At 51.4% G+C, this 12,945-nt stretch carries 11 protein-coding genes and 4 tRNA genes; 10 read left to right on the top strand and 5 right to left on the bottom strand.

Translation table 11 applies throughout. From position 1 onward, the window contains the following. Positions 1 to 23: 23 nt before the first annotated feature. Genes B5F75_RS02645 through dapA form a run of 4 tightly spaced genes read right to left on the bottom strand, consistent with a single transcriptional unit; the run spans position 24 to position 3,882 of the window. Entirely contained in the window at positions 24 to 1,439 is a 1,416-nt protein-coding gene (locus B5F75_RS02645; RefSeq protein WP_087287510.1) for a UDP-N-acetylmuramate--L-alanine ligase, read from the bottom strand. Beyond that, entirely contained in the window at positions 1,436 to 2,110 is a 675-nt protein-coding gene (locus tag B5F75_RS02650) for a 4-hydroxy-tetrahydrodipicolinate reductase (protein ID WP_087287513.1), read from the bottom strand. Before B5F75_RS02650 ends, B5F75_RS02645 begins: the two co-directional genes overlap by 4 nt. Next, entirely contained in the window at positions 2,107 to 2,985 is an 879-nt protein-coding gene (locus B5F75_RS02655) for an aspartate-semialdehyde dehydrogenase (protein ID WP_087287516.1), read from the bottom strand. The genes B5F75_RS02650 and B5F75_RS02655 overlap by 4 nt, the downstream gene beginning before the upstream one ends. Positions 2,986 to 2,994: 9 nt before the next feature. Beyond that, positions 2,995 to 3,882, bottom strand: coding sequence for a 4-hydroxy-tetrahydrodipicolinate synthase (gene dapA, locus B5F75_RS02660; protein WP_087287519.1), 888 nt, complete (start codon positions 3,880 to 3,882; stop codon positions 2,995 to 2,997). Positions 3,883 to 4,009: 127 nt separating this feature from the next. Between dapA and sppA the strand changes: the two genes are divergently transcribed. From sppA to B5F75_RS02690, 6 genes are all read left to right on the top strand, one after another. Then, positions 4,010 to 5,149 (top strand): signal peptide peptidase SppA, encoded by a 1,140-nt coding sequence (sppA, locus tag B5F75_RS02665; RefSeq protein ID WP_087287522.1) that lies wholly within the window; start codon positions 4,010 to 4,012, stop codon positions 5,147 to 5,149. Positions 5,150 to 5,158: 9 nt separating this feature from the next. Beyond that, on the top strand, positions 5,159 to 5,722 hold the full coding sequence (locus B5F75_RS02670; protein WP_087287524.1) for a hypothetical protein: 564 nt from the start codon (positions 5,159 to 5,161) through the stop codon (positions 5,720 to 5,722). Positions 5,723 to 5,832: 110 nt separating this feature from the next. Further along, positions 5,833 to 6,492, top strand: coding sequence for a TetR/AcrR family transcriptional regulator (locus B5F75_RS02675; protein WP_087287527.1), 660 nt, complete (start codon positions 5,833 to 5,835; stop codon positions 6,490 to 6,492). 5 nt (positions 6,493 to 6,497) lie between these two features. Next, the gene (locus B5F75_RS02680) at positions 6,498 to 7,877 is read left to right on the top strand and encodes a TolC family protein (RefSeq protein WP_087287530.1); all 1,380 of its coding nucleotides are present in this window, start codon (positions 6,498 to 6,500) and stop codon (positions 7,875 to 7,877) included. Further along, a complete protein-coding gene (locus tag B5F75_RS02685) occupies positions 7,858 to 8,763 on the top strand; it encodes an efflux RND transporter periplasmic adaptor subunit (protein ID WP_087287533.1) in 906 nt (301 codons plus the stop codon). The genes B5F75_RS02680 and B5F75_RS02685 overlap by 20 nt, the downstream gene beginning before the upstream one ends. Before the next feature lie 7 nt (positions 8,764 to 8,770). Continuing rightward, positions 8,771 to 11,953 (top strand): efflux RND transporter permease subunit, encoded by a 3,183-nt coding sequence (locus B5F75_RS02690; protein ID WP_087287537.1) that lies wholly within the window; start codon positions 8,771 to 8,773, stop codon positions 11,951 to 11,953. 99 nt (positions 11,954 to 12,052) lie between these two features. Here the strand turns inward: B5F75_RS02690 and B5F75_RS02695 are convergent. Then, positions 12,053 to 12,124, bottom strand: a tRNA-Cys gene (locus B5F75_RS02695). A 364-nt stretch (positions 12,125 to 12,488) separates the two neighbouring features. On the opposite strand from B5F75_RS02695, the gene B5F75_RS02700 reads away from it, so the two are divergent. The 4 genes from B5F75_RS02700 to B5F75_RS02715 form a co-directional block, all read left to right on the top strand. Continuing rightward, positions 12,489 to 12,559, top strand: a tRNA-Gly gene (locus tag B5F75_RS02700). A gap of 35 nt (positions 12,560 to 12,594) precedes the next feature. Continuing rightward, a tRNA-Thr gene (locus B5F75_RS02705) sits at positions 12,595 to 12,667 on the top strand. A gap of 41 nt (positions 12,668 to 12,708) precedes the next feature. Then, a tRNA-Thr gene (locus B5F75_RS02710) sits at positions 12,709 to 12,781 on the top strand. Positions 12,782 to 12,836: 55 nt separating this feature from the next. Then, on the top strand, positions 12,837 to 12,945 hold a 109-nt coding region (locus B5F75_RS02715), incomplete at its 3' end, for a GTP-binding protein (RefSeq protein ID WP_143351232.1).

Raw genomic sequence — 12,945 nt, forward strand, 5'->3', positions numbered from 1 at the left:
GCCTAAAAAGGCGGGGTTTTTAATTATTTGCTGTAATGCAGGCAACAGTTGCCCAACATGCAATTTTTGCATCCCGATACGCTTTGCCGTTCTTTTAGCGAGGCCAGCAGTTTGCGGGCAAAATCCGTCAGCGTCGGGTCGCGCGCGCCCAGCACCAGCAGAATATCCCCCGGCTGTGCGGCGCCGGCCATTTCGGCCAAAATGCGTTCGCGGCAGTCGTCGTAGCTGACGTTCACGCCGCGCGCTTTTAGCCCTTCGTACACCGTCCGGCAGGAAACGCCCTGCGGAATGGTGCCGCCCGGATAGTACACTTCCGTCAGCCACAGGTGGTCTTGCGGGCCGATGTGTTTGGCAAAACTTTCCACAAATTCCGGCGCCAGCAGTTTAATGGAAGTAAATGCATGCGGCTGGTAAAACGCCAGCACGCGTTTGCCGCGCAGGTGGGCGGCGGCAATGGTGGCGCCCAGTTTGTGCGGGTTGTGGGCAAAATCGTCAATCACTTCAATTTTGTCGTAACTGCCGATGCTGGCAAAACGGCGGGCGATGCCTTGGAATTTGTTGAGCGCTTTGGCGCAAGTATCCAAATCTACCCCCATTTGCAGGGCGGCCGCCACGGCGGCTACGGCATTGCTTACGTTGTGCAAGCCGGGCACGTGCAGGCGGAAAGGCTGGCCTTGAATGGTAAAGTCCGAACCGAAGCCGTCCACTTTTATTTCGCTCGGGTGTACGTCCCCCAGCGACAGGCCGAACGTTTTGGCCTGCGGGGCCAGTACGCGCAGGTTTTCTTCTTCGGCGTTAATGATGGCGGTTTTGCAGTGGGAGATAAATTCTTTAAAATAGCCCTGCAGTACGGAAATTTCTTTGTGGTCTTTCTGCAAGTTCAGGCAGACGCCCAGGTACGGCTTGTATTTGACGATGGAACCGTCGCTTTCGTCGGCTTCAATGACCAAAATGTCCGAATTTCCCTTATATACGTTTCCAAACACGCCCTGTTCTTTTTGCAGCGATAAAATCGCCGCGCCCGTAATGACCGAAGGGCTCATCCCGGCAAAGGCCAAGATATCGTAAATCATTGCGGTGGTCGTGCTTTTGCCGCTGGTGCCGGAAACGGCAATCGTGCGGTGGGCCGCCACGTGTTTAGCCAGCAGTTCCGAGCGGTGCATTATGGGAATGCCCAGCGCTTTGGCTTTTACCAGTTCGGGGTTGTCGTCTTCAATGGCGGAAGAAAGCACCACCAGTTCCGTGCGGTGATCCAGGCCGCTTCCGTCCTGCGGGTAGAGCTCCACGCCTAGTTTTTTAAGATAATCCCACAAGGCCATATCCGTATAGCCTTTGCTGATCAAGCGGTCGGAACCGGTTACCCGGTCTCCGCCCATGGCGTGCAGCTGCGCCAGTGCGCTCATGCCCACGCCTCCAATGCCTATAAAATGAATTTTCATTTTCTTTTTTCCTTCAATTTAAATTTTGCGTAGTCCGACATGGTGTAAAAACCGCTCTCGCGTTTCATCAGCCACAGGGCGATGTGTACGGCCGAATCGGCAAACAAATCGCGGTTTTTGGCTTCGTGCGTGAGGGTTATTTCATCAAAGGCAGATACAAAAGACGCCGTGTGCGTGCCCACCACCTCGCCGGTGCGTTCGTAGGTTACGTTTTCGTACGGCAGTTCCAGCACGTCCGCCAGTTTTTTGGCGGTGCCGCTGGGGGCGTCCTTTTTATATTGGTGGTGTATTTCGTGCAGTCTGGCTTCGTACCCCGGGAACATGCACGCGGCTTGGCGCACCAGCTCCGTAAAAAAGTACACGCTTAAACTGACGTTGGGTGCATAAAAAACAGGGATTTTTTCCTCTTCCTGCATTTGAAACAGGAACGTTTCGGGCAAATTGGTAGTGCCGGTTAAAAAGGGGCGGCGGTGTTTGCGGGCAATGGAAAAAGCTTCCTGCGCGCCCTGCGGGGTGGAAAAATCAATCACCACGTCAAAATCGCCCAAGACGGCCTGGCCGCTTTCCCGGCGGATGGATACTTCCAGCCCCAGCTCCGGCCGGGATTGGATGATGCGGGCGATGGCTTTGCCCATTTTGCCTTCGGCGCCGTTAATAAATACTTTTTTCATACAAATTTCTCCAGCAAAAGTTCCACAATCTGGCGGCCGTTCATCGCCGCGCCTTTGAGCAGGTTGTCAAACGTTACAAAATAGTGAATGATGTTGGGTTCTTCCACGTCGCGGCGCAAGCGGCAGATGAAAGTGGTTTCCAGGCCGCTGGCTTCTTTGGGCGTGATGACTTTTTCGCTGTAGACCAAGTTCGGAAACGCATTCCATAATTTTTTGACTTGTTCCAAATCAAAATTTTCTTTTGCTTTGAGCGTAACGCCCAGCGAATGGGAATTTTCCACCGCCACGCGTACGGTATGGCAGTATACCTTCAGGTGCGGCATTTCCATAATTTTGCGCGTTTCGTACAATCCTTTGAGCTCTTCGCTGGTGTGGCCGTTGGGCTGGACGGAACCGATCAGCGGCACGCAATTGTTTTCGTAGTAGGAGCCGGGGGTGTGAAAATCGTCCAGCAGTTTTTTGCCGCCGCCGCTGATGGCTTGGTAGGAGCAGAAAAACACTTCCGTAAAATGATAGTGCGGCGCCAGCGGGGCCAGGCTCATCACGAGGCCGGTCGTCGTGCAGTTGGGGCTTGCAATAAGCGGGGTGTTTGGGGTGATGGCATGGGCGTTTATTTCCGGGATAACCAGCGGCACGCCCGGCGTCATGCGAAACTCGGAAGACATATCCACTGTAAATTTAACGCGGTCTTTAATTTGGGGCGCAATCTGTGCGCTGACGGGATTATCCGTACACAACACGGCAATATCCAACGGGGTGATTTCGTCGTTTCGGCCAAATGTTTTAATTTCAAACGGGGTGTTTATTTTTTTCAGTTCGGCCAGCATATTCTGCCCTACCATCCCGTTAATTCCGATGATGCCTACGGTTTTCATAGCGGCTCCTTAATGGATAAAAAATGTCGGGTCTGCCGTTTCCAGCAGGCGGTCTATTTTCTGTTTATTCTCTTCCGAGATGGTTCCCAGCGGCAGGCGCACCGTCTGCGTGCCGAAGCCTATTTTCTCCAGCATGTATTTCACGCAAGTCGGGTTCGTTTCCAGATAACACGCTTTGACCAACGGATAAAGCTGGGCAAACAAATCAAACGATTTTTTGGTTTGCCCTTGCAGAAACAGTTTATAAATTTGCACAAAAGCCGGCGCCAGCACATTGGCCCCGGCGCTGATGATGCCGGATGCGTTCATGGCCAAAAACTGCGGGAACAAATCGTCGTTGCCGCAGATATAATTTAAGCGGTGAGCGTATTTGACGGCCATGTCCATGACGTGGGCCATATCGTAGTCGGATTCTTTAATGCCGGCAATTTGGGGTACTTCCGCAAGCAGCCGGTCGAACACGGCATTGGAGAGCTTCAGCCCGGTGCGGCCCGGAATGTGGTAGAGCACAATCGGCTTGCCCAAGGCCGCCACTTGTTTGTAATGTTCAATCAGCCCGTTGGGGTTAGGCTTGTTGTAATACGGGGTGACGACCAGCACGCCGTCCGGTTCAAAGGCCAGCGCGGCGCGGGTATTTTCCAAGGTGGAGGAAGTGGCGTTGGTGCCGGTGCCGATGATAATTTTGGCCCGGCCTTTAATAAGCGGCACGCAAAACTGCAGAATTTCGGTTTTTTCGCCGGCGGACAAAGTGGCCGCTTCGGCCGTGGTGCCCAGGAGGACAATTCCGTCCACACCCGCACTCAGCTGGGCGCGCAGCAGGCGCTCCAGCGCATCATAATCCACGCTGCCGTTTGGTTTCATGGGCGTGGCCAAAGCCGTGTAAATTCCTCTAAACATAAACACTCCTCCCTCCTGGTGTACGACGGACAGAAGATTTCCCCGATATACAGTGGGAACTGCTCTTATTTTAGCAATTTAATTGCTATAATTAAGTAACAATTTTGAATGTGTAAAAGGAAACTGTATGCCAGAAAACGAAAACGAAGGCCTTTCGGCCTCTACTGATATGTCTCTTCCCAAAGAACAATGGGAGCAAAAATTGTTGGAAAACGAAAAAACAGCTTTTTTGACGACTGATTCGGACAAAAAAGAAGAAACCCCCAAAGACCCTAAACCCGCCAAACGGTTGTCGGGCCGCGGGGCGTGGTCGTTTTTACTGCTGGCCTGTTTTGCCGTTTCGGCCGTCTGCGGCGTTTATTTGACGGTGCGGCCCGTGCCGGCGTGTCCCTCGGCCAAAGAGGCCAAACCGTCGGCTGAAGAAGTGCTGGGCGCTTCTCTTTCGGCGCGGAACAAAAAAGGGAATGTGGCCTGGATTAAAGTGCGCGGCGTCATCGCGCAGGACAACAGCACTTCTCCGTTCTCCCGCCCGAAAGGCGCCTCGGAAATTGCCAAAAAAATACGGGAAGCGGGCGAAGATAAAAATGTAAAAGCTATTGTGCTGGATATCAATTCCCCCGGTGGGACGGTGGCTTCCGTGCAGGATATTTACAGCGAAATTTTGCGCGCGAAAGAAAACAAGAAAGTGGTGGCTCTCTTTCGCGATGTGGCGGCCAGCGGCGGATTTTACATTGCCATGGCGGCCGATAAAATTGTAGCCGAACCCGGCACGATTACGGGATCGGTGGGCGTGATTATGCAAACGGGCAACGTGGAAGGACTGTTTGAAAAAATCGGCGTCAAAGTAACGCCCATTACATCGGGCAAATACAAGGATATGGGTTCCGCCTACCGCCCGATGACGGACGCCGAAAAAGCCATTTTGCAGGATATGGTGGACGATACCTACGGGCAGTTTTTGGCGGCCGTCAAAGCGGGGCGCCCGAACGTCAAACCCGAGGATATGACCGAATACACCGACGGCCGCATTTTTACGGGCCAGCGCGCGTTTAACTTGGGATTTATTGATAAGCTGGGAGGCGAAGAAGAAGCCTTGGCACTGGCCGGAGAGCTGGCCGGAATTAAAGACCCGCAAATTATTACCCAGCGGCCGGAAAGCTTGCGCGAGCTGATTTTTTCGTTTGGCTCGTCCGTGGAAAGCCAGACGCTTACGCAGCAGCTTCAATCAATCGCTACCCCCAGCGTATCGTACCTGTGGGTGCATTAAGGAGCGCGTATGCACGGGTTGAAAACATACTTTCATTATATGGAAGATCCCGCCGCGGCGCTGAAAGAATGGGTACAGGCCCGTTCTTTGGCGTGGGCGTGCGCGGGCTATTTGGCGGCCGCGTTGGGCTGGGTGCTGTTTTTTAATATAGGGGACGGCATTTCCGCGGCGGCGTTTGTAGGCAAATGGGCGGTGGTGTTCGCGGCCGAGCTGACCGCAGGCTTTTTTATGGCGGCGGTGTGTGGGATGTTTTTGGATTTCTGCCGGGTAAAAGCCTCTCCCGCCGAATTGTTTAGCTTAGTTGGTTCGGCCGGGTTTATAAAAGGGCTTTTTATTGTATTTGCCTTGTGGAACGCCATGTGGCCGCAAGCCCGCTTGGGCGGGTTGGCCGCAGCGGCGGTATTGCTGGTATTGGGCTTGCAGCTGGGGTATTTAACGCGCGGGCTGATGCGGCTGTACGGCGTATCAGCTTGGAAAGCACTGGGCGCGTGGTTGTTTGGATTCATTCCCCTGTGTGCGGCGGGGTTGTTGGGCTGTATTTTTGCCGCGTGGGGGCTGATGCTTCTGTTCTAGACATACAAGTTTTTAACGACCCCGCCCGTTGGGCGGGGTTTTATTTTGTAAAACTATGTACAAAAAAGGCTTCTTTTGGTAAAATATACTTACCGGTAGGTAAATAACTTATGAAGAAAAGCGAAACAACCAAAACGGACAAATCAGAACGGGAGCTTCGCATGCGGCAAACCATCAAGAAGGCCGCATTTGCATTGATGGCGGAAAAAGGGCTGGATAAAGTTTCCATGCGCGAAATCGCCGAAAAGGTGCACGTTACAAAGCCCGTGCTGTATTATTATTTTAAAAACAAAGAAGACCTTTGTTCCAGTATTATTGACGATCACGAACAAGCCTTCTGCGACCAGTTGCTTACCGTGCAGCAACGGGCGCAAGGGCCGGAAGAAGTGCTGTATGAAGGACTAAAATCCCACTTGGATTTTTTTACGAAAAATCCGATCCATTCCAAATTTGTGATTCAGATGATTTCGTACACGCTGGATATGGATTCTTCCAAAATGCCCGCCCGCAAACAAGACCGTTATTTGCAGGGCATGTTGGAACGCATTTTAAAAGAAGAGGAAAAGGAAGGCAAAGTCCCTGCGGGGGCCACGACGGATATTGTGCGGCTGGTGTCGGGCATTGCAACGGAAATTATGTTTAGTGCCTATTTGGAACAGCACGTTTGCCGCGGGTGTATCAAAGGGAGCCTGTATAACAGGGAACAGATCGCCCGTTTGGTAAAAATCATTTTATTGGGAATTAAACAATACTATAAGGAAACAAAATAAGACATATGAGAAAATGGATTGTACTCGCGCTGCTGGCAATGTATGCGCCCGTAGGTTTGGAGGCCGCTCCAAACAATTCGGCCAACAGTTTGTTTGCCGAACGTGAAGAGGTGGGGGGAGAAAAGATTACCATTGCGGACGCCATCCGCATGGCGCTTTCGGACAGCTACCAAATCATTGACGCCCAGAAGACGAAAGAAATTTACGAAGAACAGCTGGCGGAAGCCAATTCGTATTTTTATCCGTCTTTGTCTTTGGACGGCTCGTACAGCCGTGCTTTAAAAAAAGGCAAAATCATCATGGGCTCCAACAGTATTGAAATCGGCCAGAACAATACATATACGGCAGGGTTAAGCGGATCGTATATTTTATGGTCTGGCGGGCAAATCCGCAATACGGCGCGTGCCGCCAAGGTAGGGGCCGAAACCGGGTTTTACAACCTGCGCCACGTGCAGGATTTGGTTACTCAGCAGGTGGTTAAGTTCTGCTACGACATTATTTACGCCGCCGCGCTGATCCGCGTACAGGAAGAATACCTGGATATCGCCAAACAGCACTTGGCAGAGGCACAGGCCAAATACAAACAGGGCTTGGCCAGCAATCTGGACGTGTTAACCCAGAAAGTAAAAGTGGAAAACATTGAACCGCTTGTTTTGCAAGCCAAGAAAAATTTTGAATTGGGCAACCTGTATCTGCGGCAAATTTTAAACCGCGACCCGGAAGACAACATCTATCTTACCTGGTCGGAAAAAGACTTGCACCTGCCGCCCACTCCGCCGTTGGACGAATTGTACCGCATTGCCATGGAACGCCGCCCGGAACTGATGCTCTCCAAGCTGGCGGTGGATGCGGCGCATTACAACATTAATATTGCCAAAGCGGGGCATATGCCTGTTTTGGCGCTGAACGCCGATTATACGTATAACGGCATTACGGATCATGGGTTTCCGCAGCATAAGCAGGACTATTACTGGTCTTCTTCGGCGGGCGTCAGCTTGAGCATCCCGTTGTTTGAAGGCGGAAAAGTCAGTTCGCAGGTGGCGCAAAAAGAATTGGCGTACGAACAGGCCGTAGCCGCGTATCAAAATAAAATGAAAAACGTGCGCATTGAAGTAAAAGAAGCGTGGCTGAACTTGGAAGAAGCCCGCTCCCGCATTGAAGCCACCAAAGGCGTGGTGGATGAAGCCCGCGAAAACTTAAGCGCGCAGATGCAGCGCTACCGCGCCGGGCTCACGAGCCAGCTGGAAGTAAACGACGCCATTTCCAACGTAAATGATTCCGACTTGCAGTTTGTGCAGGCCGTGTATGACGGGGCGATTGCCTTGTCCGATTTGAAATTCGCCGTAGGGGCGGAGGTTGAGTTATATGAAAAAAAAGACAATTAAGCGGTTAAATTATGTTCTTTTGGGGATTATCATTTTAGTCGGTATCGGGTTGTGGATGCGCCGCGACCCGGCCGAAAAACTGTTGGGCAATGTACCGATGGACGTGTTTGTGGTGCAGACCGAAAAAGTGCAGCTGCGGGATTTAAAACGGCAGTTGTTAATGTCCGGCAACGTAAAAGCGTTGGAAGAAGCTACCCTCTATCCGCGCGTCAGCGGCAAATTGCTTAAAAACGTACTCAAAGAAGGCGACGCCGTAAAACGGAACCAAACCGTTTCGTTGATTGAACGCGATGAAGTGGGCGCCGTGTATGAACCGGTGGTGGTTCCTTCTACGATTACGGGCGTTGTCGGCCGGGTGTACTTGGATCCCGGCGAAAACGTAACCACCACGACGCCGGTGGCGTTGGTCGTGAATCAGAGCACGGTGCGCATTGAAGTGGACGTGCCGGAGCGGTATATCGGCGATTTGCATAAAGGTCAATCGGCCGTGCTGCGGGTGGACGCGTTGCCCGGCAAAGATTTTGAAGCCAAACTGAATATCTTAAGCCCCGTGGTGGATTCCATGAGCCGCGCCATGGCGGTGGAATTCGTGGCCGAAAACCCGAAGGCCTTATTAAAATCCGGCATGTTTGCCAAAGTGGATATCGCCCTGGCTGAAAAGAAGGATGCTCCGTCCGTTTCCAAAAAGAGCGTTTATACGGATGAACAGGGTCAAACCTATGTATATATTCCCTCCAGCGACAAGAAACAAGCCATCCGCCAGAACGTAAAGGTGGGATTTGAAAACAATGATTATGTGGAAATTACCGATGGTTTGTCTACCGGAGAGGAAGTCCTTGCGTTTGCATATGGCGTAAAGGACGGAAGCAAAATCGAAATTAAATAGGGTTTTTATGCAAGAAAAAGAACAACAAGCCACACGGCAAACAGAACAGAAAAAGGGCTTTTCCTCTTTCTTTATCAGACGCCCTGTTTTGACGATTATGTGCTCGTTGGCCCTGGTGATTTTGGGGTTAATGGCATATAACAGCATGGGCGTGGGGCTGTACCCTAACATGGATGTTCCCTATGTACTGGTGCAGACCACTCTTTCTGGGGCCAGCTCCGAAGAAATGGAAACCTCGGTCAGCAAAGTAATTGAAGAATCCGTCAACCAAATTGAAGGGATTGACGAGTTAAACAGCCAAAGTACGGAAGGCATTTCCCTGGTCGTAATTAAGTTCGATATGGATAAAGACCAGGATGTGGCCGCGCAGGAAGTGCGCGATAAAGTGGATTTGATTACCAACGATTTGCCCGACGGTACGGACGCGCCTGTTATTATGAAGTTGGACGCGGACGCCATTTCCATCCTGAACGTGGTGGTTTCCGGCGACAGAGACATTATTGAATTAACGGAAATCGCCAAGAAAAAAGTGAAGGAAAACATCGAAAACACCCGCGGGGTGGGGTCGGTGTCTATCGTGGGGGGCCGCGAACGCGAAATTCACGTCATCGTCAACCCGTTTAAATTGTATTCTTTAGGGCTGCCGATTACGGCCGTCAAAAGCGCACTGCAGGATCAGAACGTGGAAACGCCCGGCGGCCGCGTGGAACAGCAGCACCAGGAATACACCTTGCGCGTGTTGGGCCGCATTGACAATGTGCCGGCTTTTAACGATATTTTTGTCGCGCGCAAGAACGGCACTTCTATCAAAATTTCGGATATCGGTTATGCCGAGGATTCGGGGGAATACGACCGCGAATCCACCTTCTTAAACGGCCGCCGCGCCGTAACGCTGGAAGTAAAAAAACAGTCCGGCACGAACACGTTGGCCGTCATCCAAGGGGTAAAAGACAAGCTGGATCAAATCAAATCCACGCTGCCCAAGGATATTAAAATTTCGTTGATGATGGACCAGTCCGGCACCATTCAGGCTTCCGTCAACACCGTGCTGGAACACCTGATTTTGGGCGGTATTTTAGCCGGGATTATGGTGTTGATCTTCATGGGGTCGCTGCGCTCCACTTTTATTGCTTTCTTGGCCATGCCTATTTCCATCATCGGTTCGTTCTTGTTTATGAACATGATGGGCTTTACGATTGACTCCATGACGCTTTTGGGGTTAACCGTGGCCGTGGGTATCGTTATTGACGACGCTATCGTAATGCTGGAAAACATCTTCCGGCATATGGAAAAATACAACAAAACGCCGCTGCAGGCCGCGTTGGACGGATCGCGCGAAATCACTTCTACGGTAATTGCCACCACGCTTTCCATTCTGGTCATTTTCCTGCCGCTGGCGTATATGAGCGGTATTGTGGGCCGCGTGGTAAGCAGCTATGGGATGACGGTGGTGTTTGCTATTGCGCTGTCCGGTATTGTGGCCTTGACGCTGACGCCTATGCTCTGCGCCAAAATGTTAAAGCAGGGGGAGAAAAAGACCAAGCTGGATCATATTGTGGACGCTATCAACCAAAAGTTGGTGAACATCTATATTCCCATGCTCAACTGGTCTATCCACCACCGCAAAACGATGGTTTTGATTTCGGTGCTGTGTTTATTTGCGTTAGTTCCGATGCTCAAGATTGTAGGGGGGGAATTCTTCCCGCAGGAAGACAGCGGTAAAATTCAGATTAACGTGGAAGCGCCTGTAGGCACCAGCTATACGGATACGCAGCAAATCTTGATGCAGCTGGAGCAAGACGTAAGACGCATGCCCTATGTGAAAGACGTACTGATTTCGGCCGGGGTCGGCAGCAGCTTTTTGGATTCCAACCCCAGCAACCAAGGGCACGTGCGCTTTGAGTTGGAAGACCGCAAAACCCGTCACGGCATTACGACCGCCAAGTATCTGGAGCTGACCCGTGAAATGATGAAAAAATACGACGGCTTAAAAACCAGCTCGTATATCGTTTCGGACGGGCCGGGCGGCCTGAAAGACGTGGAATACCGTATTTCCGGGCCGGATATCAACAAACTGACGGAATACGGCAACGCTGTTTTGGATAAATTGCGCCAAGATCCGCGGTTTATCGATTTGGACTTGTCCTTGGACTTGGCCAAACCGGAATACCGCGTCATCATCAACCGCGAAAAAGCGCATGATATGGGCGTGAACGTAACGGATATCGCTTCGGCCCTGCGCACCATGGTGGGCGGCGAAGACGAAGTAACCAAATACAAGGAAGGGGACGAACTTTATGAAGTCCGCATCCGCGTAGGCGAAGAATACCGCGACACCAAGGAAGCTGTCAGTGCGCTCATGGTGCCGGCTACCATTGACGGGAAAGAAACGATTGTCCGTCTGGACAGCGTGGCCACCATTGAGGAAGGCACCGGCCCCAGCCAAATTGACCGTTACAACCGCCAGCGCGAAATTACGGTGGAAGCCAACTTGAACGGGCTGGATACCCGCACGGCTATGGGGATTATCCAGCAGGCGTATGACTCGTTGGACGTTTCCAATGAATACAGCGGCGGCACCAGCGGAAGCGCCAAAGAAATGGGCCGGATGTTCCAGTCGTTTATCTTGGCGTTTGTGTTGGCATTCTTGTTTAAATACATGATTTTGGCCGCCCAGTTCGAGAACTATTCTCACCCGGTGGCAATTATTGTGTCGCTTCCGTTGACGGTTCCGTTTGCGGTATTTTCGCTATTGGTAACCGGGCAGACGTTAAATATCTACAGTTTGCTGGGTCTGTTTATGTTAATCGGGGTCGTCAGTAAAAACGCTATTTTGCAGACGGACTATACCGACCAATTGCGTGCCCGCGGCTACGGCCGTACGGACGCTATTTTGCAAGCCAACCGCGTACGTCTGCGCCCGATTTTGATGACGACGCTGACGCTGGTGGTAGGGGTTGTCCCGATGCTTATCTCCAACGGAGAAGGCGCAGAATCCCGCCGCAGCTTGGCCATTGTAATTGTGGGCGGGCAGGCGCTGTCGCTGCTGGTAACCTTGCTGATGACGCCTGTTACGTACATTTTAATGGACGAATTTGGAGATTGGATCAACTATAAATTCAGAGGCATTCCGTATCCGGAAGATAAGAGCAAAGACACCATCTTGCCGGAAGTGCCGCAAGAAGATTGATTCTTCCTTCGGAAAACAGAAAACGCCGGGGCAAACCCCGGCGTTTTTTATGGCGGACATAAAGAAAAACCGCGCTTTAGGCGCGGTATAAAAAAGAAAAGGTGCGGGCGGGAATCGAACCCACGAATATCAGTTTTGCAGACTGACGCCTTACCACTTGGCTACCGCACCGAGTAAATCGGAAATAGTTACGACTTAATTATTATAGCAAAAAAAGAAAATTTTAGGAAGAAGTGAAAAATTTTAAATTTAGGCCTTGATTTTTTAAGCTTGCTTGCTATACTAGCAATATGGGAGTGCCACCAAGACCCGTTTTAGGGTATACCTCTTGTAGGGGACTAGGCCTCCCACTTTTTTGTCCTTCTGGGCAGCCGTAGCCCGCTTCCGATAAATTCATACACAGCCGATGATTTTTTGGTATAATAAAACAAAGGCCCCCAAACGGGGGCCGTTTTTCGCGGTGCGCGTGCCCGCCCCGGAGCGAAAGACTTTCGTCTTTGTCTGTTTTTTGATATAATAAAGTATATTGCCGTATGCGGGCGTAGTTCAATGGTAGAACACTAGCCTTCCAAGCTTGATACGTGGGTTCGATTCCCATCGCCCGCTTGGTACGGTTTTTACGCGCAAGCGTCAAAACAAATGCTGGGGTAGCTCAGTCGGTAGAGCATCTCCATGGTAAGGAGAAGGTCGTGGGTTCGATTCCCACTCCCAGCTTATGGATTTGAAAAATTCCCCGCAAGGGGGCAGCAGTAACTGCTGGGGTAGCTCAGTCGGTAGAGCATCTCCATGGTAAGGAGAAGGTCGTGGGTTCGATTCCCACTCCCAGCTTGTTTTGAAACAACTAAACAATAGCAGTACAGACTAAAAACAGGAGAACTAAACGATGGCAAAGGAAAAATTTTCCCGCAGCAAACCGCACGTGAACGTGGGAACGATCGGGCACGTGGACCATGGTAAGACGACGTTAACGACGGCGATCACGAAGGTATTGG

This window comes from Elusimicrobium sp. An273, assembly GCF_002159705.1.
Classification (GTDB): Bacteria; Elusimicrobiota; Elusimicrobia; order Elusimicrobiales; family Elusimicrobiaceae; genus Avelusimicrobium; species Avelusimicrobium gallicola.

Excerpts from the sequence above, each read along its gene's own strand:
- B5F75_RS02645 (WP_087287510.1), bottom strand. The coding sequence starts at position 1,439 with ATGAAAATTCATTTTATAGGCATTGGAGGCGTGGGCATGAGCGCACTG.
- B5F75_RS02650 (WP_087287513.1), bottom strand. The coding sequence starts at position 2,110 with ATGAAAAAAGTATTTATTAACGGCGCCGAAGGCAAAATGGGCAAAGCC.
- B5F75_RS02655 (WP_087287516.1), bottom strand. The coding sequence starts at position 2,985 with ATGAAAACCGTAGGCATCATCGGAATTAACGGGATGGTAGGGCAGAAT.
- dapA (WP_087287519.1), bottom strand. The coding sequence starts at position 3,882 with ATGTTTAGAGGAATTTACACGGCTTTGGCCACGCCCATGAAACCAAAC.
- sppA (WP_087287522.1), top strand. The coding sequence starts at position 4,010 with ATGCCAGAAAACGAAAACGAAGGCCTTTCGGCCTCTACTGATATGTCT.
- B5F75_RS02670 (WP_087287524.1), top strand. The coding sequence starts at position 5,159 with ATGCACGGGTTGAAAACATACTTTCATTATATGGAAGATCCCGCCGCG.
- B5F75_RS02675 (WP_087287527.1), top strand. The coding sequence starts at position 5,833 with ATGAAGAAAAGCGAAACAACCAAAACGGACAAATCAGAACGGGAGCTT.
- B5F75_RS02680 (WP_087287530.1), top strand. The coding sequence starts at position 6,498 with ATGAGAAAATGGATTGTACTCGCGCTGCTGGCAATGTATGCGCCCGTA.
- B5F75_RS02685 (WP_087287533.1), top strand. The coding sequence starts at position 7,858 with ATGAAAAAAAAGACAATTAAGCGGTTAAATTATGTTCTTTTGGGGATT.
- B5F75_RS02690 (WP_087287537.1), top strand. The coding sequence starts at position 8,771 with ATGCAAGAAAAAGAACAACAAGCCACACGGCAAACAGAACAGAAAAAG.